Origin of the sequence: Shimia sp. MIT1388 (assembly GCF_047124445.1) — a bacterium.
In the GTDB taxonomy this organism is placed as follows: Bacteria; Pseudomonadota; Alphaproteobacteria; order Rhodobacterales; family Rhodobacteraceae; genus Shimia.
Window position 1 is genome coordinate 1,871,345 of sequence record NZ_CP138921.1, and the last position, 25,960, is coordinate 1,897,304.

Consider the following 25,960-nt stretch of genomic DNA (forward strand, 5'->3'; position numbering starts at 1 on the left):
TGGCCTTAGAACCGCTCCAGCAAACGTTCCAGATAGTTACGCTCTGACTCAGAGCGCTCTGTTTCCCCTGCGCGGCGACGGATTTCGTCCAACAGGCGGCGCGCCTGACGGTAGACATCCTCGCCCTGCAGCAACCCTTCATCAGTACCTGCCGCGCCGCGATTGCCTTGGCTGCGTCCAAGCGGGTCTTGCGCCTGCCCCTGTGCCTCTGCGGTGCCTTGTTGGCCTTGTTGCTGCTGCTGCGCCATGGCTTCACCAAGGTTACGCAATCCCTCACGCAGTGCGTCCATCGCCTCTGCCTGCCGGTCAATCGCCGTAGCCAGATCATCCTCACGCAACGCCTCTTCGGCACCTTCCATGGCACCTTCCGCATTGCCAAGCGCTTCCCGCGCGGCATCCCCCTCCGGCGTGCCCTGCCCCGGCAAGTTCTGCATCTGACGGTTCAGCTCCTGACGCAGCGCGCGCTGGCGGTCTTCTAGTGCGCCTTGCTGACCCTGCTGATCGCCATTGGACTGACCTGTCTCGCCCTCACCTTCGCCGTCACCCTGACCTTCGCCACCAGTGCCGTCATGCGCCTGACCACGCCCTTCGCCGCCGCTATAGCCTTGGTTTTCCTGAGACTGGCCGCTCTGAGCGTTGGGGTTGAACTGTTCCTGCAACTCGCGGAAGGCCTCATCAGACAAGCCCTGCTGGTTGCGCAGCGTTTCAGCCAGCCCTTCCATGGCCTGCTCGCCCTGGTTTTGCTGCCCTTGGCCTTGGGTGACCCGCATGTTTTCCATCAGCCGCTGCAACTCTTCCAACGCCTGCTGCGCCTCCGCCATGCGGCCCTGCTCCATCAACTCCTGAATGCGGTCCATCATGCGTTGCAGATCGTTCTGATCCATCTGCATCGAATTCTCTGCGCTCTGCTGATTTTCGCCTTCTTCACCATCCTGCTGCTGCCGACGCGCCAACTCGCGCATGTAGTCCTCAGTGGCCTCGCGCAACTCCTGCATGAGACGCGCAATCTCTGCATCACTGGCACCGTTTTTCATCGCCTCGGACAAGCGTTCCTGCGCCTGTCGCAAACGCTCCGCCGCGCTGCCCAGATCACCGTCTTCCAAATCCAGCGCCAATTGCCACAGCGCCTCAGCCAACTCATCGCGCTTCTCTTCGGACAACCCGTGCGTCACGTTCACTTCCAACCGCCGCAGAATGGTCCGGAACCGCAGGTAGTCTGTCTCCCGCCGAAACACGCCATCCTCAGGCCGGTGCGACACCGCCCGCATCAACTGCGCCACCCGTTTGCCATTCTCCCGCGACCACAACAAATCCCGCCGCATCTCAATCACTGCCGACGCCAACGGGTCAAAGAACCGCCGCGCTGGCAGCTCAAACCGCAAGTCTCCGGATTGTCCTTCCAGCCCTGCGTCATCCTCTACAGTCAGGGTGACCTTCACCGGCAAATGCGCCCAAGGATGCTCGGAAAAGTCCTCAATCAAGGTCTCTTCAAACGACGCCCGATCGCCAGAGATCGGCAAGGGCAGCTCGACCACCACCGCCTCGCGCGGCTCAGGATTGACACGCAGACCGTACTGCCGAGACACGCTGTCCAGATCGAGTTCTACAACTGCAGTGCCCCCGACTACGCCATAATCATCAGACGCATGAAACGGCAGGGTCATCTCTCCACGGCCAGAGGCCTCAACCTGCCCGCTCAAAATCACTTTGGGCGCCCGGTCGTCTTGCATCACGATGTTCCACGCAGCCCCGCCCGGCCCGGCGATCTCCAAATCCCCGGTTTGGCGCACATCAAAGCTCTGTTCAGGCTCTGCCGCGCTCTCAATCGCCCCAACCCGACCAGACACGGTCTCTGCCACGGTCAACGCGCCCACCTCGCCGTAAAGACGCAACAAAACCCGACTGCCTTCCGGCAACACCAGTTTGCCCGCAGGCTGATCATTCAAATAAAGCGCAGGTTTGCCGGTGTAACTTGGCGGCTCAATCCAGCCTTCCCAGGTTGGTCCACTGGCAAGGGCAGCTCCGCCCCCCGGCCCCAACTCGCGCACCGATGCCAGATTGGAAAACGACCCAACAAAAAACGCCATCATCAGCAAGAGGATCGCCGTGTAGCGCAGCCCAAACGGGTCCAACCGCGAAATCCGCAAATCCGGCTGAACCGCCTTGGCGCCTTTGGTGCGCGCCGCCATGCGTTTCTGGTGAGCCGCCCAAAGCGCCTGCGACGCGGCATCGTCCTTGCCCACCGCTGGCGCATCGCGCAACGCCGCAATCGGCCGTCCGGGCAACGTCGCATCCAGCCGCGCAATCGACATGTCACGGGACGGCAGCACCAACTGCCGCGCCCCACGCACCAGAAACACAAGCATTCCGGCCGCTGCCAAAAAGCCGCAAATCCAGATCATTTCCAGAGGTAGATGATCCTGCAGCCCCACCATCAGTGCGGCCAGCACCACAAAGGCGATGGTCCACACCGGCCAGAACGCACGTGTGAATGATTCTGCAAACAGACCCAACCGGGTCAGGCCAATGACCCACCGAAGGTGCAACAGGGCTGCATCTGAAGGGCTTTGACGGGTCACGGCGCTCCTATCGGTTGGCTCTTAGTCGCTGGTCTCGTCCAGCCACTCTGGGATGCTATCGCGGTTTATCATCTCTTCATAGGTTGGACGTCGGCGGATAACCGCAAATTGATCGTCCTTCACCAGAACCTCGGGGATCAAGGGCCGCGTGTTGTACTCGCTGGACATCACCGCGCCATAGGCCCCCGCGCTGCGGAAGGCGATCAAATCCCCATCGGCAAGCTGCGCCATATTGCGCCCTTTGGCAAAGGTGTCGCCAGATTCACAGACCGGCCCCACGATGTCATATTGTGCAGGCTCCTGCCCCGGTTCGGCTTCGATGACCGGCACAATATCGTGATGCGCCTCATACATCGCTGGACGGATTAGGTCGTTCATCGCCCCGTCGACAATCAGGAACTCGCGGTCTTCGCCGGACTTCACGTAGATCACCTTACAGACCATGATACCGGCGTTGCCCGCAATCAAACGGCCCGGCTCAATCTCGATCTCACAATTCAGATGGCCCAGCACGCGCTTCACCATCGCGCCATATTCCACCGGAAGCGGCGGCGCAGAGTTGGAGCGCTCATAGGGAATGCCCAGGCCACCGCCCAGATCGAGCCGCTTGATGTCATGCCCTTCGGCCCGCAGCTGCTCGGTCAGTTCCGCGACCTTCTTATAAGCCGCCTCAAACGGCACCAACTGGGTCAACTGGCTGCCGATGTGCACATCAATGCCAATGACTTTTAGGCCCGGCAAAGACGCCGCCAACGCGTAGACCTCTTTCGCACGGCTGATTGGGATACCGAATTTGTTTTCCGACTTACCGGTCGCAATTTTGGCGTGGGTTTTGGCATCCACATCCGGGTTCACCCGAATGGTGATCGGGGCTTCAACACCCAAACGACTCGCCACGGCGCTTATTGCCGCCATCTCCGGCTCGCTCTCCACATTGAACTGGCGGATGCCGCCGGTCAGCGCGAGTTCGATTTCATCTTCGGTTTTGCCCACGCCGGAGAACACAATTTTGTCGCCTGGCACACCCGCGGCCTTGGCGCGCGCATATTCGCCGCCCGACACTACATCCATGCCCGCGCCCAGCGCCGCCAAAGTCTTCAAGATCGCCTGATTAGAGGCCGCCTTCATGGCGTAGCACACCAGATGATCCGTGCCTTCCAGCGCCTCGTCAAACAGACGGAAATGGCGTTCAAAAGTTGCGGTGGAATAGCAGTAGAACGGCGTACCAACTTGCGCGGCGATTTCCTTCACCGGCACATCTTCGGCAAACAACTCTCCGTCGCGATAAAGAAAATGATCCATAGTGCCGTCTCCTGCGTGCCGCTAGCGTAGTTCGGCCTCTCTCATACGCCGCGGCGCAGCGCCGATCAATGCTCCTAAGCCGACTTACTTCACCGGTTTTGCCCGCAGGAACAGATAAAGCGGCAAGCCACAGCTCACGCCAATCATCCAAGTTGCCGGAATCGCCAAAAGCGCAATCCAATTGCGCCGCACCCAGACCTCGACCAGCACCCAAACCGTGAGCGTGATGGCGGAGATGACAAGATCCCAATAGATGCCGGTCACCGCGTCATTGGCTTTCCACAGCGCCACCATGGCCTGAAGGTCCAATCCGTTCTCGGCAATCCACGGCCCAAAATACATCATCGGATGGATCGCGCCCCAAATGGCCAATCCCAGAAATACCCAACGCAAAGGTGACATGTGTTCCCCAATCCCAAAAAGTAAGCGGCACCACAGGTACGGCGCCGCCTTTGCTTCGGATCAGAATGTCCTGATTAGGACTGAGCTTTCAAGGGGCTAAGCCCTTAGCAGCCATACCAGCGACAGCCGCCGCCAATGGAGATACTCACGGTGCCGTTGGTCACGCCCACGCTGCCAGAGGTGTGCACCCCGTCAGAGCCGATTCCGATATTGGCGTTGGCACGCGGCGTCCAAGGCTCTCCGTCCACACCGCAAGCGGACACAACAGCCAAACTCAAACAGGCAAAAACAACGCGGAACATGTGGGATCTCCCATGGCAGCAGCGTCAACGGGATCAGTTGCACCCCCAGTGCAACCGCCGTCAACGCGCCCACCATACGGAAAAACCGCTCGGATTGAAAAGGGGAAACACCGCCCTTCGGCGTCACTTCCCCAAGGGCTTAGCCGTCCAGCTTGGCTTTCCAAGCGGCAATCTGCTCACGCACACGGGTTGGCGCGGTACCACCATACGACATGCGCGAGGATACCGAGTTGTGTACGCCCAGCACGCCAAACACGTCTTCCGTGATCGCCGAGTGGACTGACTGCATGTCTTCCAACGTCAGGTCTGGCAGGTCGCACTCTTTGCTTTCCGCCATCGCCACCAGCGAGCCAGTCACATGATGTGCATCACGGAACGGCATGTTCAGCGCCCGCACCAGCCAGTCCGCCAGATCCGTTGCAGTAGAGAAGCCACTGCCCGCCGCCGCTTCCAGGCTATCCTGGTTGGCAGTCATGTCCTTGACCATGCCTTCCATCGCAGCCAGCGCCAGCATCAGGTTGTCAGCGGCATCGAAGACCTGCTCTTTGTCTTCCTGCATGTCTTTGGAATAGGTCAGCGGCAGACCCTTCATCACCATCAAAAGTGCGGTGTTGGCGCCAAAAATCCGGCCAATCTTGGCGCGGATCAGCTCTGCAGCATCCGGGTTCTTCTTCTGCGGCATGATCGAGCTGCCGGTGGAGAAGCGATCAGAGAGCGTCACAAAGCGGAACTGCGCAGAGGACCAGATCACCAGCTCCTCGGCAAAACGGCTCAGGTGCATGGCGCAGATGCTGGAGGCCGACAGGAACTCCAGCGCAAAGTCACGGTCTGCCACCGCGTCCAGAGAGTTCGCCGCCGGACGGTCAAAGCCCAGCGCCTTGGCGGTCATCTCACGATCAATTGGGAAAGACGTCCCGGCCAATGCCGCCGCGCCGAGAGGCGATTCATTCATCCGCTCCCGCGCGTCTTTGAAACGGCTCAGGTCACGGCCAAACATCTCCACATAGGCCATCATATGGTGGCCCCATGTCACCGGCTGCGCGGTCTGCAGATGGGTGAAGCCCGGCATCACCCAATCCGCGCCCGCTTCTGCCTGCGACACAAACGCACGGATCAGCGCTTCGATCCCGGCAATCGCCGCATCAATCTGGTCCCGAACCCAAAGTTTGAAGTCGGTCGCAACCTGATCATTCCGGCTCCGGCCTGTGTGCAAACGCCCAGCAGGCTCGCCAATGATCTCTTTCAGCCGCGCTTCCACATTCATGTGAATGTCTTCCAGCGCCGTGGAGAATTGGAACGTGCCGCCCTCAATCTCTGACAACACCGTGAGAAGCCCTTCCCGAATGGCCTCCGCATCGCTATCTGTCAGGATGCCTGTCTTGGCGAGCATCGCCGCATGGGCCCGAGAGCCAGCAATGTCCTGCGCCGCCATACGTTGATCGTAGCCAATAGACGCGTTGATCGCTTCCATAATGGCGTCCGGTCCGGCGGCAAAACGGCCACCCCACATCTGGTTTGAGGTATCTTTGGTCATGAGAAGCCCTTTTGGAGGGAAGATGAAAGTAAATGGGTCCGCGCTGGTTTATACAGGCTTGGCAGCAATCGCAATTGCCGCCCTCTCCTTTGTTGCCCTGAAACCTTCAGCCGAGGCTGAAACCCGCGACTTTTCCGCCGTCGTTGACATGCGCGAAGGCGACATGCGCAAACTCAACTTCCACTCCACCCCCAAAGAGGTCTCGCAAAACAGCTTCCTCACCGAAGATGGCGGCGAGGCCACCCTGGGTGACTACAAAGGCAAAGTGGTGCTCCTGAACTTCTGGGCCACCTGGTGCGCCCCCTGCCGCCACGAAATGCCGATGCTGTCCGAACTGCAATCCGAGCTCAGCGGGCCCGACTTTGAGGTGCTGACCCTCGCCACCGGCCGCAACATGGTCCCCGCGATGCAGAAGTTCTTTGATGAGATTGGCGTGGACAACCTCCCCTTGCACCGCGACCCCAAGCAGGCCGTAGCACGCGAAATGGCCGTCTTTGGCCTGCCCGCCACCATCATTATGGACCGCGACGGCAAGGAAATTGCACGTTTACAAGGGGATGCGGACTGGTCGAGCGAAAACGCCCGTGCTATCCTAACCGCCGTAATCGCCATGGGGAACTCCTGACACACCCCAAAGCCCTGACGACTGGCACATAAGAAGAGACCCCTATGATCCGCCACGCCTTGGCTTTTCTCCTCCTTCTGGGCGCCCCCGCCCAACTGGCCGCGCAGGACATTCAACAGCACGGCAGGCACACCAAGATCGAAATGGTGAAGCGGTTTGAGCTGCGCGGCGATGCCCGCGCTGCCTTCCGCCAATTCAAACGAAAATCCGACTACTTCGGCGCGATCTACATCAACCGCCCGGAACGCCACGCTGGCGTGCACGCCAACGCCAACTCGCTCTGGCTGGCAGAAGCCTATGCACAGACCCTGTGCCACAAACAATCGCGCAACCCGGACTACTGCGTGCTTTATGCCCGCAGCGTGCCCAAAGACTATGACCGCACCGCCTTTGGCGTGACCTTGTCCCACGCGGCCAACAAAGACTTCCGCGAATACAAAAAGCTGCAAAACAAGAAACGCTCCGGCGCCTTTGCCGTCGCTGACAACGGTGCCATCGGCTATTCTTGGGCCGAGCCCTCCTCCATGGTGGCCCGCGAACAAGCGCTGCACCGCTGCACCAAAGCCTCCGTCAAACTCCTGCGAGAGGCACCCCAGGATCTCTTGCCGCTGCTGTCGAGCCCCGCGCGTCAGACCTGCCACATCGTGCACACCTCCAACTGACCACCATCAGAAACCGCTTCTTAAGCCCTGTGGCACATACTGGGCGCACCGCCCTCTATTCGCCTTAAGTTAGTTAAAAACAGGGCTAAAACACCCCTGTTCAGCGCCGCCCCGGACCGTCATTTTAAGACATGGTTCATGTCTGTGTTCTTAAATGGGCACGCTGCTAAATGGGATGATGGGAAGCCTGCTATGGATCGCCCAAGGAAAAAGAAACGCAAGGCTGGCGCGAAGCAAGAGCATCGCAGCCCGCTGGCTTACGCCCTGGACACGCGGGATTCCTCCACGCTGGACATGGTCCGCGCGGCGATTGCGCATAAGCAAGTTCTGCTCGCCTACCAACCGGTTGTTCAAGCTTCCAACACCAAACGTCCCGCGTTTTACGAAGGGCTTGTGCGGGTGCTGGACGAAACCGGCCGCATCATTCCCGCCAAAGATTTCATGGGTGCCGTTGAAGACAGCGAACTGGGCCGCCAACTCGATGTGCTCGCGCTCGAGCTTGGCTTGCAAGCCCTGGCGGAACAGCCCGGCCTGCGCCTGTCAATCAACATGTCGGCCCGCTCGATTGGCTATGCCCCCTGGATGGATTGCTTACAGCGCGGCTTGACCCGCGCCGCCACCATTCCCGAACGGTTGATCTTTGAAATCTCCGAGAAATCCGTGGTGCAGGTCCCCGAAATTGTGCAGGGCTTTATGGAAGAGCTGCAGGTCAAAGGCATGTCCTTTGCACTGGATGACTATGGCTCCGGCCTAACCACGCTGACCGTCTTCCGCGACTTTGATTTTGACATCATCAAACTGGACGGCAGCTTCAGTCGCAACATTTCTCAGGATGGCAGCAATCAGGTGATTGCCTCCGCTGTCGCTGCGATTTGTGAACGCTTTGACATGCACTCCGTTGCCAGCCGTATCGAAAGCCCGGCAGATGCGCAGATGATGGCAGACCTCGGCTTTGACTGCCTGCAAGGCTTCGCCTTTGGCGCGCCAACCATTTCCCCACCGTGGAAACAGCGTAAATCCAACGCGGCCTAAGCCCCCGTAGAACCTCCTCTACAAAGACGTGCCCACACGCGATGGGCGCATTCTCGCCATGCGACTTTAGCCCTGTGACAGCCTGACCGTTGCCGCAGTGCGGCAAATGCGCTATTGACGCTACGGAAACGGAGTTTTGCGGGTTGCCTGAGGGGGGCGGTCCCGCACATGCTTCGCCCAGCATTTTGTAGAGGATTTGCATATGACCAACGTAGTGATTGCTTCCGCGGCCCGGACCGCCGTCGGTAGCTTCAGCGGCTCCTTCGCCAACACCCCCGCACATGATCTCGGCGCCACCGTGCTTAACGCACTGGTAGAGCGTGCCGGCATTGAAAAGGCGGATGTGTCTGAAACCATTCTCGGTCAGGTTCTGACCGGTGGCCAAGGTCAAAACCCGGCCCGCCAGGCGCACGTAAACGCCGGCCTGCCAATCGAAAGCGCCGCTTGGGGCATCAACCAGGTGTGTGGCTCCGGTCTGCGCGCCGTGGCTCTGGCTGCACAGCACATCCAACTGGGTGACGCCGCCATCGTAGCTGCAGGCGGTCAGGAAAACATGTCGCTCTCCCCCCACGTGGCACACCTGCGTGCAGGCACCAAAATGGGCGACGTGAAATACATCGACTCCATGATCCGTGACGGTCTGTGGGATGCGTTCAATGGCTACCACATGGGCCAGACCGCAGAGAACGTGGCTGAGAAGTGGCAGATCAGCCGCGAAGCGCAGGACGAGTTCGCTGTTGCGTCCCAGAACAAGGCCGAAGCCGCTCAGAAAGCAGGCAAATTTGCCGATGAGATCGTGCCGTTCACTGTGAAAACCCGCAAGGGTGACATCGTTGTGGACAGCGACGAATACATCCGCCACGGCGCCACCATGGAAGCCATGGCCAAACTGCGTCCGGCCTTCGTACGCGACGGCGGCACCGTCACCGCGGCCAACGCCTCCGGCATTAACGACGGCGCGGCTGGCGCTCTGCTGATGACCGCAGACGAAGCGGAAAAGCGCGGCATCGAGCCTCTGGCCCGCATCGCGTCTTACGCCACCGCTGGTCTGGACCCATCCATCATGGGTGTTGGCCCGATCTACGCCTCCCGCAAGGCACTGGACAAGGCTGGCTGGTCCGCTGAGGAACTGGATCTGGTTGAAGCCAACGAAGCCTTTGCTGCACAGGCCTGCGCTGTGAACAAGGACATGGGCTGGAACCCTGAGATTGTAAACGTGAACGGCGGCGCCATCGCCATTGGTCACCCAATCGGCGCGTCTGGTGCCCGTATCCTGAACACACTGCTGTTTGAAATGAAGCGTCGCGACGCCAAAAAAGGTCTCGCAACCCTTTGCATCGGCGGCGGTATGGGTGTGGCCATGTGCCTTGAGCGTCCTTGACGCAACGCCCCTATGCGTTTGAGAATGAGAGGGGCGTCCATCGGGCGCCCTTTTTTTGGTACTGGGAGGTCATTTTTCGCACAAGCAGCAAAAAATATCTGCAGTGCGGCAATTCATCACGTAATTATGTTGCGCAACGTGATTTAAAAACGTAACAGAGTTACCAACACATTTACTTACTTGGAGGACCATCATGGCAAGAGTAGCACTCGTCACCGGCGGCAGCCGCGGTATCGGTGAAGCCATCGAAAAAGCACTGAAGGCCGAAGGCTATGAAGTTGCAGCAACCTACGCCGGCAACGACGAGAAGGCGGCCGCCTTCACCGAAGCCACCGGCATCAAGACCTACAAATGGAATGTGGCCGACTACGAGGCGTCCAAAGCAGGTCTGGCACAGGTCGAAGCTGACCTTGGCCCCATCGACGTGATTGTCGCCAACGCAGGCATCACCCGCGATGCACCGTTCCACAAAATGACCCCGGAGCAGTGGCACGAAGTGGTCGACACCAACCTGACCGGCGTGTTCAACACCGTGCACCCTGTCTGGACCGGTATGCGCGAGCGCAAATTTGGCCGCATCATCGTGATCTCCTCGATCAACGGTCAGAAAGGTCAATTTGCCCAGGTCAACTACGCCGCCACCAAAGCCGGCGACCTTGGCATCGTGAAGTCCCTAGCTCAGGAAGGCGCCCGCGCCGGCATCACCGCCAACGCGATCTGCCCAGGCTATATCGCCACCGAGATGGTGATGGCCGTGCCGGAAAAAGTCCGCGAGTCGATCATTGGTCAGATCCCAACCGGCCGCCTCGGTGAGCCAGAAGAAATCGCGCGCTGCGTGACTTTCCTTGCTTCTGACGACGCAGGCTTCATCAACGGCTCCACCATCTCCGCAAACGGCGGCCAGTTTTTCGTGTGATCCACACACAGCTCACAAACCAAAAGGGCCGGTCATCTGACCGGCCCTTCTCTTTTGCCCCGTAAGTGCCTGGCTCAGGCGCAGCGGGACGGTTCCGTAAGAACACCATGGTTCAGCGGAACGGATTTGCCACCAAACAGAGCTTTGAAAAACCCAACAAAGGCGGCACTGCGGGCGGCATGCGCATCCTGGTAGGCTTGCTGAGTGCGGGCGGTGATAGCAGTCTCGATCATGATAGCCTCTCTTCTGTTTGACGATGGAAAACTTAACTGAGGCCAATATGGCGCCAACACAGCTTCACGACAAATGAGACTTTCCCTAGCTTCACTTAAACTGTATTTAACTGAACATGACCGATCGCCTGCCCCCACTCACCGCGCTGCGTGCCTTTGATGCCGCGCAACGCCATATGTCCTTTGCCAAAGCCGCCGATGAGCTGCACGTCACGCCCGCCGCGCTCAGCTATCAGATCAAATCCCTTGAAGAGCACCTCGGTGCGCCGCTGTTCCATCGCCTCAACCGCGCCGTGGCGTTGACCGAGATTGGCGAAACACTTGCCCCCGGCATTCAGGAAGGCTTCCAAACCCTGTCGTCCGCCTGGCGCGCCGCTCAGCGCCAGATGGATGATGCCACTCTCATGGTCACCGCAGGCCCGGCCTTCACCGCCAAATGGCTGGCGCCACGCTTTTATGAGTTTGCCCGCGCCCATCCCGAAATCGACCTGCGTTTCTCCGCCACCCTGCGCAACCTCGACTTCAACCGTGACGAGGTCGATGTGGCCGTCCGCTTTGGCCTGCTGAAGGACGAGCCCGGTCTTTGGACCTACCCGATGGCGCGCGAATGGGTCACCCCGGTTATGACACCTGAAATGGCCGAACGTTTCCCAACGCCGGAAAGCCTGAAAAACGCCACGCTGATCCACGACGAATCCATCGACTTCCTGCGCCCCCGCGCGGATTGGGCCGCCTGGTGCCGCCTAATGCAGCTCGACATCGACACCGCCCACGGGCCGCGCTTCACCGGCGCGGATCACAGCATCGACGCCGCCCTGGCTGGCGCGGGCATCGCCCTTGGGCGCCGCGCTCTGGTGGTGAAAGACATCCACGAAGGCCGCCTCGTTGCGCCTTACAAACACGCCATCTGGCTCCAGGCTCGCTTTCGCTTCCTGTGCCGCGAGGGCACCCAGGACCGCCCCCACATCGCCGCCCTGCGCGAGTGGATGATGGCAGAGATAGACAAAACCGCCGAAGTGACCGAGAACTTGATCATCACGCCGATCGAGGAGATTCCCCCCGCATGACCCGCACCAAAGCGACCGCAGTTGGCTTCATCGCCGTGCTGCTCTGGGCTTTGCTCGCCCTCTTCACGGTTGGCAGCGCCCCGACATCGCCGCTCATGCTCAACGCATTGTGCTTCACCATCGGCGGCACGCTGGGGGTTGTTTGGGCCATTGCCACCGGCGAGTGGCGCGCCTTGCGCAGCATTCCCCTAAAGGTCTACCTCTTTGGCAGCCTCAGCTTGTTTGGCTACCACGCGCTTTACTTCTCCGCCCTGCGCCTCGCGCCTGCGGCCGAAGCCGGGCTCATCGCCTACTTATGGCCCCTTCTGATTGTATTGATGTCCGGCCTGCTGCCCGGTGAACGCCTGCGCGCAGGCCACCTCTTTGGCGCCTGCCTCGGTTTCCTGGGCGCAGCTCTGATCATTGGTGGCGGCGACCTCGGCTTCAATCCCGCCCACCTGCCCGGCTATGGCCTGGCCCTTGCTTGTGCCTTCACGTGGTCCAGCTATTCGGTGCTGTCGCGTCGCCTCGGCGACATCCCCACGGTGTCTGTGGTGGTCTTCTGCCTCGCCACCGCCGTGTTCTCCACTCTGCTACACCTTGCGCTGGAGGACACCGTCTGGCCCGCCGACACACTCACCTGGGTGTCGGTCTTTGCCCTCGGCCTCGGCCCGGTTGGCCTGGCATTCTATGTCTGGGATGTGGGGGTGAAACGTGGCGACATCCAGCTCTTGGGCACCGCCTCATATGCGGCTCCGCTGCTGTCGACTTTGGCTCTGGTGGGGGCTGGGTTTGCCGAGCCCACGATACACCTGGGCGCGGCGGCTTTGCTGATCACTGGCGGCGCGGTCCTCGCCACGCGCGCCAGCTTGAAATCTGGCTAGCGCTTACGCGGATAATCGCGTGATTTCTTCTTTGAGGCGGAGTTTCTGTTTCTTGAGTTCAGCGACGTCAAGATCACTGCTGCCGGGGGCGCGTTGCTCTTGTTCGACTTGCTCAGAGAGGGCTTCGTGTTTGCGTTTCAGCTCTTCGAGGTGTGCGCTTACGCTCATCATGTTCTCCTATGCAAACAATATGTAGTGAAACCAGTGCAGCACAGTTTTTGCCGCCTGTCACGCGCCACTTGTGACATATTCTTAACACTGGAGAATTTCCGCCGACGCTGTCGTAAAACAGTCGTAATACCGACGCGATACCGACGTGATTTTTTGCCGAATCGGACAGCCTTACTGACCCGAGCGCTGCATTAACGTTTTAAGGGAAAAGCAGCGCCGCCCCGTCTCGCAAAACCGCACGGATCTGCGCTGTATAGCTCTCACCATCTTGGGTGTGTTTGTCGCCCTCATGCAGGCGCACAGGCGCATGCAATCGAAACGCGGCCCGCCCGCCTTTCACCCCGCGCACCAGGACCAGATTGGCATCCCGTCCGGCACGAGCCTGCAATGGTAACACCTGCAGAGAGCCAAGCACATCCTGCATGCCCGAGAGCAAATCCGGCAACCGCTCCGCACGATGAATAAAAGTCGCAGTGCCCTTTGGCGCAAGGCGCTTGGCGGCCACTTCAATCCAACGTCGCAACGGCGTATCTTCCCCCATCGCCACATCGCGCCCCGCATCCTGTGCCGCCGTGCTGGCGGCGCGATCAAAATACGGTGGATTGGCCAAGACATGGTCAAACTGCATTTGCCGCAATTCAGCGGGTAAAGCCGCCAAATCCGCTTCCCAGATGGTCGCATCCGCCCCGTTGTCCTTGGCATTGCGATGCGCCAAAGCTGCATACTCCGGCTGCAATTCGACAGCATGCACCGTCAGATTCGGCACCCGCGCAGCCAGGCACAGAAACGCTGCACCTGCCCCACTGCCCAGCTCCAACACCCGCTGCCCAGACTTTGCCGGGACCGTCGCGGCCAGCAAAACCGGATCAACCCCAGCGCGATATCCATCCCTGGGTTGCCATAAGGTCACGCGTCCGCTCAAAAAATCGTTTTGCGTCAGCGCCGCACTCACAAGGACCGCCCCAGTGCAATCTCGTTGTCCAGCATAACCCGTTCAGCTTGCTGCAAATCTTGGCTCCGCACCATCAACCGGCGCGGCAATATGCCAATGCTGCCCTCAAGGACGCTCATGTTTACGTCCATTTCAAAGCAGTCTATACCCTCTCCCTGAAGCAGGGCGGTGGCGAAGGCGATGGTGGTCGGATCCGTGCTACGCAAAAGCTCTTTCATAATAACGATCTAAGGTTAGGGAGCGGCCAATGTCGACCCCTCGCGACAGGAAGTCCAAAATGAGTCTCGATCACGCAGCCAGCAAGCCGCATGAAGCCCTCGCAGTTCTGCTGCGCGATGATATGGATGCGGTGAACACGCTGATCGAAGAGCGTATGGCCTCCAAACACGCCCCACGCATTCCCGAAGTGACCGCGCATCTTGTGGGTGCCGGCGGCAAACGTCTGCGCCCGATGCTGACATTGGCAGCGGCCAAACTCTGCGGCTATGACGGCCCCTACCATGTGCACCTGGCGGCTACCGTGGAGTTCATCCACACCGCGACCCTGTTGCATGATGATGTGGTCGACGAAAGTGAACAGCGTCGTGGCCGTCCAACGGCCAACCTGCTGTGGGACAACAAAAGCTCGGTTCTGGTGGGCGACTACCTGTTCTCACGCAGCTTCCAGCTGATGACCGAAACCAACAACATCGACGTGCTGCGCATCCTGTCCAACGCCTCCGCCACCATTGCGGAAGGCGAAGTGTTGCAACTCACCGCCGCCACAGACCTCTCCACCAACGAGGATATTTACTTGCAGGTGGTACGAGGAAAGACAGCTGCTCTGTTTTCTGCCGCCACCGAAGTGGGCGGTGTTATTGCGGGCGCGTCTGCGGAGGATGTGCAGGCCCTGTTTGACTACGGCGACGCCCTCGGCATCGCCTTCCAGATCGCAGATGACCTGCTCGACTACCAGGGCGACTCAGCGCAAACCGGCAAAAACGTGGGCGACGATTTCCGCGAAAGAAAGTTAACACTGCCGGTGATCAAGGCTGTTGCACAAGCTACAGCTGAAGAGCGCAGCTTCTGGCAACGCACAATTGAAAAAGGCCGCCAGGAAGACGGCGACCTAGATCATGCGTTGGCCCTGATGGACAAATACAACACTTTGTCCCGCACTCGCGACGACGCTTTGGCTTGGGCAGAAAAAGCCAAGGACGCAGTGAAAAAACTTCCGGACCACGAAATCCGGGGCCTGCTGTCAGACATCGCCGACTACGTAGTCGCCCGCCTGAACTAAGCGAACCGCGCGCCCACCCGGCGCGTCGGCACGCACCACCAATCTGGATGGTGTTGACGCAAAACCTCCAAAGCCGCGTCCCGCTCGGATGCGGTTTTGTAGATACCAAAACACGTCGCCCCCGATCCGGACATCCGCGCCAAGGCGCAGCCTTCGGTGTGGCTCAGCTCGGCCAACACTTGGCCAATCACAGGCTGCAATCCAACTGCGGCCTCCTGCATGTCATTGCGCTGCCCCGACAGCCAAGCGATGGTGATGTCAAAATCACCCCAGTCTGGAAATGGCTCTGCCATCACAGGATTGTCCCGCGCATTCATCGCAGAAAACACTTGTGGTGTGGACACCGACACCCGCGGGTTCACAAGGATCATCGACCAATCCGGCGGCGTGTCGAGATGGTCAATCTCGTCACCAATCCCCCGCATTCGCACAAGCTCCGGCTCCATACACACCGGCACATCCGCCCCCAAAGCCGCAAGTGCGTCTGCATCCGGAATTGGAAGGTCATACAATGCGCATAATGCTCGTATTGTAGCCGCCCCATCCGACGACCCGCCGCCAATCCCCGCCATTGCGGGCAGTGACTTCTCCAATGTGACCTTTGCCGTCACGCCCAACAAATCCGCCGCGCGCATAACCAAGTTGCTCCGGTCGGTAGGAACGCCCTCCGCCATAGGCCCAACGACATTCAAACTGGTTGTAGCGGCCTTTTCCACCGTCAACCGATCCCCCACATCGGTCAATATAACCAAGGAGTCCAAACGGTGAAAGCCGTCCGCCCGCTGTCCAGTCACATGTAGGGTCAAGTTGATCTTGGCGGGCGCAAATGCCTCAATTGCCATCCGTTGCCGCCAAAGGCTCCGCGCCTTCCTCTTCCAGCACCACGTCCAGACCAACTTCAAGCTTACGCCGAATACGATCAGGCTTGGCTTCTTCAGCGGTTTCCTCATCGACAAAGCTCAGTGCACGTCGCCACTGGAATTGCGCCTCAAGCTTGCGACCAACCGCCCAATACACATCGCCCAGGTGATCCGTCACAACCGGATCAACAGGCATCAATTCCGTCGCGCGTTCCATATGCCCTACGGCTTCTTCATAACGGCCAAGACGGAACAAGACCCAGCCGAGGCTGTCCACGATATAGCCACTGTCCGGACGCGCGGCGACAGCGCGCTCGATCATATCCAGCGCCTCATCAAGCTTGATCTGCTTTTCTACCAAGGAATAGCCAAGGTAGTTCAACACCTGCGGCTGCTCCGGGTTCAGCTCCAGCGCTTTACGAAAATCCGCCTCGGCAGCCTCCCAATTGCCCAGCCGCTCATGACTGATCGCGCGGGCATAGAACAAGAACCACTGCCGCATTTCCAGGGTATCATAGAGGCTGATAGCCGTGTCGTAAGAGGCTATCGCCCCTTCGAAATCTTTCTCTTGCCGGCGCAAATCCCCAAGTGCGGTGTGCACGTATGGCAAGTCCGGTTGGCTCCGCGTCAGAGATTCCAGAACCTCCATAGCCGCCTCGATTTTCCCAGCCTCACGCAGGGCTTCAGCACGACCAAGTTCCGCCGCATGGAAAGACGGATCATCGGCCGACACTTTCTGATAGGTCTGTGAAGCCAACTCATAGCGGCCAAGAGTCTCCAGCAACTCCGCCGTCAACAGCAAAGCCTCTGTGTGGTCAGGCCGCAAAAACTCTGCCAAACGCGCATAGAGCAGGGTGTAATCCGCATTGGCCTCATTTCGCAGCGCATTGGCAATGGAGAAATACACCTCCGCAATCCCATCTGCCGCCGAGCCAACATGCGTAAATGGCAACACCTCGCCCGCCTCAAGACGCTCGCGCAACATGCGCAGCTCCGGATCAAGGTCGGCCCCAAAGGCAGTGTCCAGACGCTGGATTGCGTCTTCGTTTCGCTCCAGCTGAGACAGAATCTCGACCTCGCTTACAACCCCGCGGCGGGTGGACTGCATGCCATTCATGGCGCCTTCGAGGAAAATCGCATGTGCCCCCTCAAAGTCTCCGACCGAGGCCAGAGCCAACGCTTTGTGGTAGGCGGCAAAGCCGCCAAGCCCTTGTTCTTTCGACACTTCATCAAAAGCCGCCAGCGCTTCGGACATTGCCCCACGGCCAATCTGTGCCCAGGCTTTCATCAACCCGTCCACCAAGGGACCGACCCCTGCACCTTCCAAACGCGCGACCAGCTCGGCGTAGTTTTCATCCTCAACTAGACCTGCGGTAATCGCCATCTCCGCCAATTGGCTTTGATGCCCATCCGCATCCATCTTGCGCGCGATCGGCATCGCCCGATCGATTTGGCCAAGCGAGAGGAACGCCAGCACTGCGTTTTCTTGCAACAATGGATTGCTCGGATCCTTGGTCAATGCGTCACTGTAGTAGCGCGCCGCTTCGGCATAATCGGAGCCATAGCTCGCCTGTCGCGCCGCCAAGTAGGCCCCGGCCATGCTGTCCGCCTGCACCGGCAGAGACGTGGTTGCCAATAGCGCGGTGATCGCCACTGATTTTAGAAATTGACCGGCCACGTGAGACTCCCATGCACTGACTTTCCAGCAAAGGTAGTCGGGGGGCTGCCAACACGCAATGGGGCGACCCGTTGGCCGCCCCATGTTTTGGTAAAATTTCCGCGTGTTAGATCACATGTTCGGGTAGTTTGGACCGTCGCCACCTTGCGGCGTAACCCACGTGATGTTCTGGCTCGGATCTTTGATGTCGCACGTCTTGCAGTGTACGCAGTTCTGAAAGTTCACGACAAAGCGAGGGTCTTTGCCCTCCTCTTCGACAACTTCGTATACACCGGCGGGGCAATAGCGCTGTGCAGGCTCCGCAAACTTCGGCAGGTTCACCGACACAGGCACACTATCATCGGCGAGACGCAAGTGACACGGCTGGCTTTCTTCGTGATTGGTCATTGAGAAGCTGACGTTGGTCAGGCGGTCAAAGGACAGTTTGCCGTCTGGCTTCGGGTAGTCAATCGGCTTGTGTTTGCTGGCTTCTTCGGTTGCTTCGGCATCGTTTTTGCCGTGCTTGACCGTGCCAAAGAGAGAGAAACCAAGCGTGTTGGTCCACATGTCCAAACCGCCAAGCATCAGAGATGCTGTCAGGCCCCATTTGGACCAGATCGGCTTAACATTGCGCACCTTCTTCAGGTCCTTGCCAATGGCGCCGCTGCGCACCTCGGTTTCGTATGCCGTGAGCTCGTCGCCCGAACGTTCTGCTGTGATCGCCTCAAAGGCCGCTTCTGCCGCCGCCTTGCCGGACAGCATCGCATTGTGGTTGCCCTTGATGCGCGGCACGTTGACCATTCCCACGGAACAGCCCAAGAGCGCGACACCCGGTGCCACCATTTTCGGCATGGACTGATAGCCGCCCTCCGAAATTGCCCGCGCGCCGTAAGCAACACGCTTGCCGCCTTCCAACAGCTCCGCAACCTTGGGGTGGTGCTTGAAGCGCTGGAATTCCATGTAGGGGAAGAGGTGTGGGTTCTTGTAGTTCAGGTGCACCACAAAGCCGACATACACTTGGTTGTTTTCCAGGTGATAGATGAAAGACCCTCCGCCAGCGTTTTTGCCCAGCGGCCAGCCCATTGTGTGTGTCACTTCGCCGAGATTGTGCTTGGCAGGGTCGATCTCCCAGATCTCCTTCATGCCAACGCCAAACTTCTGAGGCTCCTTGCCGTCCTGAAGGTTGTATTTCGCAATCACCTCTTTGGCGAGCGATCCGCGTACACCTTCGGACAGGAACACATATTTGCCGTGCAGCTCCATGCCTGGCTCAGTGTTTGGTCCGTAAGATCCATCTTCTTCGAGGCCGAAAACACCGGCAACCACGCCTTTGACTTCGCCGTTGTCGCCATAGACCAGCTCAGAGCAGGCCATACCTGGGAAGATTTCAACACCAAGCTCTTCCGCCTGTTCCGCCATCCAACGGCAAACGTTGCCCATGGACACAATGTAGTTGCCATGGTTGTTCATCAGCGGCGGCATTGGGAAGTTTGGCACGCGAATTTCGCCCGCCTCGCCCAGCATGTAGAAGTTGTCTTCCTTCACCGGCGTGTTCAGCGGCGCGCCTTTGGCCTTCCAGTCAGGAATCAACGCGTCCAGACCACAAGGGTCCAAAACAGCACCCGAAAGAATGTGCGCACCGACCTCGGATCCTTTTTCCAAGACCACAACATCAAGGTCCGCGTCCAATTGCTTCAGACGGATCGCTGCTGACAGGCCAGCAGGACCTGCACCAACGATGACAACGTCATACTCCATGGCTTCGCGTTCGATTTCCGACATTGGCTTCCCTTCCCGGATCGCTGGGTAATTTTCTTTCGCATCTGCTAGCGCGACTATAATCATTCCGTCAATCGGAACCCCACGACATTTCGCCCCATTTGCGCAATTTTGCAGCGGTGCAGCATATTTCTCCTTGCATTGCTTCCCGCTCTTGCATTTGAAAGAGGTCTCAGGGCACTCTGCCGTGCTAGTACATAAACAGACCCGCCGCCCGGCCTTTAAGGCGGCCAATGACCAACGGGACCGCACCCATGGAAAAAATACCAATGACCCGCGCCGGCCACTCGGCGCTCGAAGCGGAATTGAAGCAGTTGAAAACAGTGGAACGCCCCGCGATCATCGAGGCGATCGCCTCTGCGCGCGAGCTTGGCGACCTGAAAGAAAACGCGGAATACCATTCTGCCCGCGAAAAACAGGGTTTTATCGAAGGCCGTGTCAAAGAGCTGGAAGCGGTGATTGGCCTGGCCGAAGTGATTGATCCGGCGTCCCTTTCCGGTGCCATCAAGTTTGGCGCAACCGTCACTTTGGTGGACGAAGACACCGACGAAGAAAAGACATGGCAAATTGTCGGCGAACATGAAGCCAATGTTGAAAAAGGCCTGCTCAACATCAAGTCGCCCATCGCGCGTGCTTTGATTGGCAAAGAAGAAGGCGATAGCGTCGAAGTCCGCACCCCGGGCGGCGAAAAAAGTTACGAAGTTCTCAGTATTTCTTATCAGTGAACCAGATAGTTAAGATGCGGCCCCGCATGACAGACGACACCGATTCCCAGCCGACCCCGTTGGGCATCTATGACAAACCGAACGGCCCGAAGGTCACCTCAATCGAGTTGATTGCGGTGGGCTTAAGCTTTGTTTGGCTGGTCGGGTCTGTGGTGTTTTTCCTGGTGCTGGAACACAATCCCGTTGATGGCAGCAGCGGCTTGCAATTCCTCATGACGCTTTTGGCGGTCTTCATGCCGGTCGCGATGATCTGGGTGGCAGCCACAGCCGCGCGGTCTTCTCGCGTAATGCGCGAAGAAAGCGCCCGCTTGCAGGCGGCGATCGACGCCATGCGCCGAACATACGTCAATCAGGCCCAAGGCGTGCAGGCACAGCAAGGCGTAGAGCCTTCCGTGGCGAAGAAGCTCGACGAGATTGCAGCGGCAACGCGGAAAACAGAGACCGCACTGGCAACGTTTTCGTCCAGCCGCGACCGTGATGATGGTATCCGCAAAGCACAGGACGCCGAGCCTGTGAAAGATGACTTGGCAGATCAAGGCACTCTGGCATTGGGTACCCCTGCTGAAGAACTGTCCCCGCCTCTACCGCGTTCAGATTTCATCCAAGCTCTTAACTTCCCGGAAAACGCCGATGATGCCGAAGGCTTTGCCGCTTTGCGCAAAGCGCTGCGGGACCGTCAAGCGGCCCAATTGATTCAGGCAAGCCAGGACGTTCTGACTCTGCTCAGCCAAGACGGCATCTACATGGACGACCTGCGTCCAGACTTGGCACGTCCGGAAATCTGGCGCCGGTTTGCAAGTGGCGAACGAGGGAAGCCCATCGCGGCCCTTGGCGGTGTGCGCGATCGCAGCTCACTGGCACTCGCAGCCGGCCGCATGAAGCAAGATCCGATCTTTCGCGACGCCGCGCATCACTTCCTGCGCCGTTTTGATAAGTGCTTTGTGGAGTTTGAAGAAACCGCATCAGACGCGGACATTGCGGCCCTCTCGGAAACCCGCACTGCCCGCGCCTTTATGCTGTTAGGCCGCGTGGCCGGGATCTTCGACTAAATAAAAAGGCGCTCCATCGAGCGCCTTTTTCACATCTACAGTCCAAAGGCGGAGTAAGGGTAGTAAAGCACCTCAGTGCCCTCCTGCACGTCCATAGCTTCGTCTGGTAGCTCCACCAGCCCTTCAGCCCAGCTCAACCCGCTGATACGCCCGGAGCCTTCCGACTTGAACACCTCAGCCTGCCCGTCTCGCAGGCGCGCACGAAGATATTCCCGCCGCCCTGCTTTCTTGGCCTTTGCAAAAGCTGCGGGCACCCGTAGCGCCACCGGTTCCTGCCATCCAGCGCCGCCTAGGGCGTCCATAGCGGGCTTGGCGAAGATCAGCGTGCAAACCTTTGCCGCGACTGGGTTTCCAGGCAAGCCAAAGACTGGCGTGCCAGCCCACATGCCCAGCGCCAAGGGACGGCCCGGTTTGATTGCCAACCGCCACAGCGCCATTGAGCCGGTTTCATTGAGCAAGGCAGACATGTGGTCTTCATCGCCAGCGGAGGCACCGCCGGAAGTCAGGATCATGTCCGACGACTTTGCAGCCTCATCCAAGAAGTTTTTTAAGGCCTCGCGATCATCCGGCGCACGGCCCATGTCAATGGGCTCAAAACCAAATTGGGCGACCATGGCAAGCAGCATGGGGCGGTTGGCATCAAAAATCTGATCTGGCCGCGCCTCCTGCCCCGGCTCTGCCAACTCGTCTCCAGTGGAAACCACCGCCACGCGCAGGCGCTTGAACACCAGCAGTTGTGACACGCCCGTTGCGGCCGCCAAGGCAAGATCGGCAGGCGTAACGCGCCGGCCTTTGGCGAGAATGAGCCCGCCCCTAACCACGTCCTCCCCCGCCTTACGCGTGTTGCTGCCTTGTTTGAGTGGGCCATGAAAGGCAATTGCCGTCCCATCAGTGGTCACATCTTCTTGCAAGATGACCGTGTCGATGCCTTCAGGCACGGTGGCCCCTGTAAGGATGCGTACAGCGTGAGCAGACGGCAGATCTCCCTCGAATGGGTCTCCAGCAGCTGATCGGCCTGCTACCAATGGCAGCGTTTGCGGCCCTTCGACGATGTCGGCATGACGCAGCCCGTAGCCATCCACCGCAGAGTTCGGCTGTGGCGGATTGGACCGCTGCGCTACGACATCTTCGGCCAAGACCCGGCCCAAGGCCGCAAACAGCGGGACAGTCTCCGCGCCAACACAGACGTGGAGTCGCCCTTTTAGAAGCGCCAAGGCTTCAGATACAGGCGTCCAATGCGTGTCCGCTGGCAAGGAAAAACAATCGTTTTTCAAAGGCGGCGGCGCCAGTTCATTTTGCTTGGACATGTGAGCCTCCTAGCCGGCGAGTGATGCCGTCATCCCCAAGTCGGACAGAATAAAATCAGCAATTGCCTTTGTATCGTTCAAGTCAAAAACCGGTTTGTCGTTTTCCACCGCCACATCGCTGGCAATTGCGCGAATGGTCGGATCTTCCGGCGAAATCAGCGCGTTGCCGGTTTCCTGACGATGGGCTTCGACCTTTGGATGGGCATCCCGTTTATAGCCTTCCACCAACACCAGATCGACATCTGAGAGCTTGGTCAGCAGTTCCTCAAGCGTTGGCTCATCCTCGTCGCGCAACTCGTGCATCAGCGCCCAGCGGCTTTTGGAGGCCAACAAGACCTCCCGCGCGCCGGCCACCCGATGGCGGTGACTGTCCTTACCCGGGTGATCCACGTCAAAGCTGTGGTGCGCATGTTTGACTGTGGACACACTAAAGCCGCGCCCCGTGATCTCGGTCACCAAACGCTCCATCAACCCGGTTTTGCCCGAATTTTTCCACCCGACAACGCCATAGATTTGCATTGTTATTCCATCTCTCCAGCAATCCGGCGCGCCTCTTCAAGGTCCTCCGGTGTATTCACATTAAAGAAGGGGTCTATCCCGCTTTGCACAAAGGCGGCTTGACCTGCATCATGTTTGTCCGTCCAGATCACAACTTTCCGCAGACCTCCTTCCAGGGCGGCCCTCAGATCCTCCCGCAAAGCCACAGGCCAGAGGCCAAATGTCGGCTGCCGCCATAGCTTACCGCCCGGCTCTCCCGAAGCGGCCAGGGCGAGCGGATGGGGACTGGCTTCAGAAGCCAGCAAGAGTTGCGGCACCAAATCACAGGGGAAGAAAGGCGTGTCGGCTGCGGCCGTCACAATCGCGTCTGCCCCCCGCTCTGCCGCCCAATCCAGACCGGCCAACACCCCTGCCAAAGGCCCCGGAAACTCTGCCAGAGAATCCGGAATTACAGGCATCTCGAAGTCCGCAAACCGCGCAGGGTCACCATTGGCGTTGAGCGCCATACCAGCCACCTGTGGCTCCAGACGGTCGATCACGTGCTGCAAAATGGTTTTGCCACCGAGAGACAAGCGGCCCTTATCGCCACCGCCCATGCGGGTGGCCTGACCGCCGGCCAGAATCACGCCAAGGGGTTGTTTCATCGACCATATCCCCCTTTGCGCGCGTGCTTTTTTCCCTCGTCAGGCACACTGGATGGATCAACATCGCGCAGCAGGCGTTCCTCGCCGCTGAGGCAGACAAAACGCTGCCCGCGCATCCGGCCAATCACGGTCAGCCCCACTTGGCGCGCGATCTCCACGCCCCAAGCTGTGAAGCCGGAACGAGAGGCGAGGACGGGAATACCCATCAAGGCACATTTGATCACCATCTCCGACGTTAAACGACCGGTGGTGTAGAGCATCTTGTCCGCGGCAGTTTCACCATGCTGGAACATCCACCCGGAGATCTTGTCTACAGCATTGTGGCGGCCCACGTCCTCCATGTAGACCAACGGCCGCGCGCCTTGGCAGAGCACAGTGCCATGAATGGCCCCGGCCTCGAGGTATAGCGACGGTGTGCGGTTGATGGTATTGGCGAGCGCATAGAGGTCGCTGGTTTTGACCTGTGTCCGCGGCAGCTCCACTCCGTCTAAACCTTCCATCATGTCGCCAAAAACGGTGCCGACAGCACAGCCCGATGTGCGGGTCTTTTTCTTGAGTTTTTCTTCGTGATTGGTCTCTGTTTCGGTGCGCACGACAACCACTTCGAGTTCGTCGTCATAATCCACCCGCGTGACAACATCGCCGTCGCGCAACATGCCCTGATTGCGCAAGAAACCTACAGCCAGATACTCCGGATAATCGCCAATGGTCATGGCTGTCACAATTTCCTGGCTATTGAGGTAAATCGTCAGAGGCCGTTCTTCTACAACGGAAATTTCGGTTTCCTGCCCGAGGTGATCTACGCCGGTCACAGCGCGGGTCAAGCGTGGCGCTTTGGGATCAGGGGCAATCAGATATTGTGCCAGGTCCGGCGCGTCTGCCATGGGTGTCCTCCGTTGGTTTGCGGGCAACCTAGTGATGATTTTTTTGTATTGCCACCATCAAAAACTTTGCTGCGACCTTGCGTTCACAACGCTTGCGCAGCCGTGGCCAACTCGCTACCCCGACAAAGGTACATTTCAGCGAGGCTTTTATGGCGTCATATTGGGATAGATCCACCTTCTGGCGCGGCTTCCGGGATGGGTTGCCGTTTGTGTTGGTGGTTGGGCCGTTTGGCATGTTGTTTGGCGTTGTGGCCACCGAGGCGGGACTGCCTTTGGTGCAGGTGATGAGCTTCTCGATTGTGGTGATCGCAGGGGCCGCGCAGTTCACGGCTTTGCAGTTGATGGCGGACAATGCGCCGACCATTGTGGTGATCGCGTCGGCACTGGCGGTGAACCTTAGAATGGCGATGTACTCGGCCTCGATGACGCCGCACCTTGGGCCGCTGCCAGCGTGGCGGAGAGCGCTGGTCGCATACAGCCTGGTGGACCAAAGCTATGCGCTCTCGGTTATGGAGTATGAGAAGCGGCCGGAGATGACGCTGGCGCAAAAAACCTCATATTTTGCAGGAGTTATCGCGCCTGTTTTGCCAAATTGGTACCTTGCGACGCTGGTGGGCGCTTTGGTAGGGCAATCCATACCCGACAGCTTTGCGCTCGATTTTGCGGTGCCTATCACCTTCCTTGCGATGATTGGTCCTATGCTGCGCACCAAGGCGCATGTTGCGGCGGCAGTGGTGTCTGTCCTCTGCGCGCTGCTCTTTGCCTTTCTGCCCTGGAACCTGGGCCTGATCGTAGCTGGCATTGCAGGTATGATGACCGGCGCCTTTGTGGAATTGCGCACCGAAAACAAGGACATGGCATGAGTGAAAGCACAACCGTCTGGGTGATCATTGTCGCCATGGGGCTGGGCAGCTTTGGGCTGCGCTTCCTATTTTTGGGCGTGATTGGTGACCGGGAATTGCCCGAATGGGTGCTGCGGCATCTGCGCTATACGGCTGTGGCTGTGCTTCCCGGCTTGGTGGCGCCGCTGGTGCTGTGGCCTGCAGCAACGGAAGGACAACCGGACCCTGCGCGGCTGGCGGCGGCGGCTATGACACTGGGTGTGGGCTACGTCACCAAGAACGTTTTGGCGGCGATTTTCAGCGGGGCGGCGACGTTGTTTCTGGGGCTGTATTTCCTCTAAAATCCACGTCGGTATTGCGTCGGTATCACGGCTGTTTTGCGACTGTGGCGATGCGCGCACAAAAAAGCGCCCCT

28 protein-coding genes are annotated in these 25,960 nt (G+C 59.1%); 12 read left to right on the forward strand and 16 right to left on the reverse strand.

Going from position 1 to position 25,960, the window contains the following annotated elements:
* Positions 1–5: 5 nt before the first annotated feature.
* From SIB92_RS09195 to argH, 5 genes are all read right to left on the reverse strand, one after another.
* Entirely contained in the window at positions 6–2,579 is a 2,574-nt protein-coding gene (locus SIB92_RS09195; protein WP_412555502.1) for a TIGR02302 family protein, read from the reverse strand.
* 21 nt (positions 2,580–2,600) lie between these two features.
* Entirely contained in the window at positions 2,601–3,881 is a 1,281-nt protein-coding gene (gene lysA / locus SIB92_RS09200) for a diaminopimelate decarboxylase (RefSeq protein WP_412555503.1), read from the reverse strand.
* 84 nt (positions 3,882–3,965) lie between these two features.
* Positions 3,966–4,283: a DUF2834 domain-containing protein gene (locus SIB92_RS09205; RefSeq protein WP_294116452.1), complete on the reverse strand. Its 318-nt coding sequence runs from the start codon at positions 4,281–4,283 to the stop codon at positions 3,966–3,968.
* A gap of 104 nt (positions 4,284–4,387) precedes the next feature.
* Entirely contained in the window at positions 4,388–4,585 is a 198-nt protein-coding gene (locus tag SIB92_RS09210) for a hypothetical protein (RefSeq protein WP_294116453.1), read from the reverse strand.
* Positions 4,586–4,724: 139 nt separating this feature from the next.
* Positions 4,725–6,119: an argininosuccinate lyase gene (argH, locus tag SIB92_RS09215; protein WP_412555504.1), complete on the reverse strand. Its 1,395-nt coding sequence runs from the start codon at positions 6,117–6,119 to the stop codon at positions 4,725–4,727.
* A gap of 22 nt (positions 6,120–6,141) precedes the next feature.
* Here argH and SIB92_RS09220 point away from each other — a divergent pair, with 22 nt between their 5' ends.
* From SIB92_RS09220 to phbB, 5 genes are all read left to right on the forward strand, one after another.
* Positions 6,142–6,744, forward strand: coding sequence for a TlpA family protein disulfide reductase (locus SIB92_RS09220; RefSeq protein WP_412555505.1), 603 nt, complete (start codon positions 6,142–6,144; stop codon positions 6,742–6,744).
* 44 nt (positions 6,745–6,788) lie between these two features.
* The gene (locus tag SIB92_RS09225; RefSeq protein ID WP_412555506.1) at positions 6,789–7,406 is read left to right on the forward strand and encodes a hypothetical protein; all 618 of its coding nucleotides are present in this window, start codon (positions 6,789–6,791) and stop codon (positions 7,404–7,406) included.
* 192 nt (positions 7,407–7,598) lie between these two features.
* Positions 7,599–8,438, forward strand: a complete 840-nt coding sequence (locus SIB92_RS09230) for an EAL domain-containing protein (protein ID WP_412555507.1) — start codon at positions 7,599–7,601, stop codon at positions 8,436–8,438.
* 202 nt (positions 8,439–8,640) lie between these two features.
* Positions 8,641–9,819: an acetyl-CoA C-acetyltransferase gene (locus SIB92_RS09235; RefSeq protein WP_412555508.1), complete on the forward strand. Its 1,179-nt coding sequence runs from the start codon at positions 8,641–8,643 to the stop codon at positions 9,817–9,819.
* A 193-nt stretch (positions 9,820–10,012) separates the two neighbouring features.
* Positions 10,013–10,735, forward strand: a complete 723-nt coding sequence (gene phbB, locus SIB92_RS09240) for an acetoacetyl-CoA reductase (RefSeq protein ID WP_412555509.1) — start codon at positions 10,013–10,015, stop codon at positions 10,733–10,735.
* Between the two features lie 74 nt (positions 10,736–10,809).
* Here the strand turns inward: phbB and SIB92_RS09245 are convergent, their stop codons facing one another.
* Positions 10,810–10,968, reverse strand: a complete 159-nt coding sequence (locus tag SIB92_RS09245; RefSeq protein ID WP_295175043.1) for a hypothetical protein — start codon at positions 10,966–10,968, stop codon at positions 10,810–10,812.
* Positions 10,969–11,084: 116 nt separating this feature from the next.
* On the opposite strand from SIB92_RS09245, the gene gcvA reads away from it, so the two are divergent.
* Both gcvA and SIB92_RS09255 read left to right on the forward strand, forming a co-directional pair.
* Entirely contained in the window at positions 11,085–12,035 is a 951-nt protein-coding gene (gene gcvA, locus SIB92_RS09250) for a transcriptional regulator GcvA (protein ID WP_412555510.1), read from the forward strand.
* Positions 12,032–12,898, forward strand: a complete 867-nt coding sequence (locus SIB92_RS09255) for a DMT family transporter (RefSeq protein ID WP_412555511.1) — start codon at positions 12,032–12,034, stop codon at positions 12,896–12,898. The genes gcvA and SIB92_RS09255 overlap by 4 nt, the downstream gene beginning before the upstream one ends.
* Positions 12,899–12,901: 3 nt before the next feature.
* Here SIB92_RS09255 and SIB92_RS09260 read toward each other — a convergent pair whose 3' ends face one another.
* The 3 genes from SIB92_RS09260 to SIB92_RS09270 all read right to left on the reverse strand — a co-directional run bounded on the left by SIB92_RS09260 (position 12,902) and on the right by SIB92_RS09270 (position 14,239).
* Complete coding sequence (locus SIB92_RS09260) at positions 12,902–13,066, reverse strand: YdcH family protein (RefSeq protein ID WP_294116464.1); 165 nt, start codon at positions 13,064–13,066, stop codon at positions 12,902–12,904.
* A 202-nt stretch (positions 13,067–13,268) separates the two neighbouring features.
* The gene (locus SIB92_RS09265; protein WP_412555512.1) at positions 13,269–13,979 is read right to left on the reverse strand and encodes a tRNA1(Val) (adenine(37)-N6)-methyltransferase; all 711 of its coding nucleotides are present in this window, start codon (positions 13,977–13,979) and stop codon (positions 13,269–13,271) included.
* A 38-nt stretch (positions 13,980–14,017) separates the two neighbouring features.
* Positions 14,018–14,239, reverse strand: a complete 222-nt coding sequence (locus SIB92_RS09270; protein WP_294116466.1) for a DUF2007 domain-containing protein — start codon at positions 14,237–14,239, stop codon at positions 14,018–14,020.
* A 59-nt stretch (positions 14,240–14,298) separates the two neighbouring features.
* Here SIB92_RS09270 and SIB92_RS09275 point away from each other — a divergent pair, with 59 nt between their 5' ends.
* On the forward strand, positions 14,299–15,300 hold the full coding sequence (locus SIB92_RS09275) for a polyprenyl synthetase family protein (RefSeq protein ID WP_412555513.1): 1,002 nt from the start codon (positions 14,299–14,301) through the stop codon (positions 15,298–15,300).
* On the opposite strand, the gene SIB92_RS09280 is transcribed toward SIB92_RS09275, so the two are convergent.
* The 3 genes from SIB92_RS09280 to SIB92_RS09290 all read right to left on the reverse strand — a co-directional run bounded on the left by SIB92_RS09280 (position 15,297) and on the right by SIB92_RS09290 (position 19,599).
* A complete protein-coding gene (locus SIB92_RS09280) occupies positions 15,297–16,142 on the reverse strand; it encodes a 4-(cytidine 5'-diphospho)-2-C-methyl-D-erythritol kinase (protein WP_412555514.1) in 846 nt (281 codons plus the stop codon). The two genes, SIB92_RS09275 and SIB92_RS09280, sit on opposite strands and share 4 nt — an antisense overlap.
* A complete protein-coding gene (locus SIB92_RS09285; protein ID WP_412555515.1) occupies positions 16,132–17,838 on the reverse strand; it encodes a tetratricopeptide repeat protein in 1,707 nt (568 codons plus the stop codon). Before SIB92_RS09285 ends, SIB92_RS09280 begins: the two co-directional genes overlap by 11 nt.
* Before the next feature lie 111 nt (positions 17,839–17,949).
* The gene (locus SIB92_RS09290; protein WP_412555516.1) at positions 17,950–19,599 is read right to left on the reverse strand and encodes an electron transfer flavoprotein-ubiquinone oxidoreductase; all 1,650 of its coding nucleotides are present in this window, start codon (positions 19,597–19,599) and stop codon (positions 17,950–17,952) included.
* Positions 19,600–19,850: 251 nt separating this feature from the next.
* Between SIB92_RS09290 and greA the strand changes: the two genes are divergently transcribed.
* Both greA and SIB92_RS09300 read left to right on the forward strand, forming a co-directional pair.
* Positions 19,851–20,321, forward strand: coding sequence for a transcription elongation factor GreA (gene greA, locus SIB92_RS09295; RefSeq protein WP_294116471.1), 471 nt, complete (start codon positions 19,851–19,853; stop codon positions 20,319–20,321).
* A 26-nt stretch (positions 20,322–20,347) separates the two neighbouring features.
* Positions 20,348–21,370: a hypothetical protein gene (locus SIB92_RS09300; RefSeq protein ID WP_412555517.1), complete on the forward strand. Its 1,023-nt coding sequence runs from the start codon at positions 20,348–20,350 to the stop codon at positions 21,368–21,370.
* A 35-nt stretch (positions 21,371–21,405) separates the two neighbouring features.
* Here the strand turns inward: SIB92_RS09300 and glp are convergent, their stop codons facing one another.
* Genes glp through SIB92_RS09320 form a run of 4 tightly spaced genes read right to left on the reverse strand, consistent with a single transcriptional unit; the run spans position 21,406 to position 24,703 of the window.
* On the reverse strand, positions 21,406–22,677 hold the full coding sequence (gene glp / locus SIB92_RS09305) for a gephyrin-like molybdotransferase Glp (RefSeq protein ID WP_412555518.1): 1,272 nt from the start codon (positions 22,675–22,677) through the stop codon (positions 21,406–21,408).
* A 9-nt stretch (positions 22,678–22,686) separates the two neighbouring features.
* Complete coding sequence (gene mobB, locus SIB92_RS09310; RefSeq protein ID WP_412555519.1) at positions 22,687–23,196, reverse strand: molybdopterin-guanine dinucleotide biosynthesis protein B; 510 nt, start codon at positions 23,194–23,196, stop codon at positions 22,687–22,689.
* 2 nt (positions 23,197–23,198) lie between these two features.
* A complete protein-coding gene (gene mobA / locus SIB92_RS09315; RefSeq protein WP_412555520.1) occupies positions 23,199–23,819 on the reverse strand; it encodes a molybdenum cofactor guanylyltransferase MobA in 621 nt (206 codons plus the stop codon).
* Positions 23,816–24,703 carry a formate dehydrogenase accessory sulfurtransferase FdhD gene (locus SIB92_RS09320; RefSeq protein ID WP_412555521.1) on the reverse strand — a complete coding sequence of 296 codons (888 nt, stop codon included), beginning with the start codon at positions 24,701–24,703 and terminating at the stop codon, positions 23,816–23,818. The genes mobA and SIB92_RS09320 overlap by 4 nt, the downstream gene beginning before the upstream one ends.
* 149 nt (positions 24,704–24,852) lie before the next feature.
* On the opposite strand from SIB92_RS09320, the gene SIB92_RS09325 reads away from it, so the two are divergent.
* Together SIB92_RS09325 and SIB92_RS09330 are read left to right on the forward strand one after the other, a co-directional pair.
* The gene (locus SIB92_RS09325) at positions 24,853–25,566 is read left to right on the forward strand and encodes an AzlC family ABC transporter permease (RefSeq protein ID WP_412555522.1); all 714 of its coding nucleotides are present in this window, start codon (positions 24,853–24,855) and stop codon (positions 25,564–25,566) included.
* Positions 25,563–25,886: an AzlD domain-containing protein gene (locus SIB92_RS09330; protein WP_412555523.1), complete on the forward strand. Its 324-nt coding sequence runs from the start codon at positions 25,563–25,565 to the stop codon at positions 25,884–25,886. The genes SIB92_RS09325 and SIB92_RS09330 overlap by 4 nt, the downstream gene beginning before the upstream one ends.
* Positions 25,887–25,960: the final 74 nt, after the last annotated feature.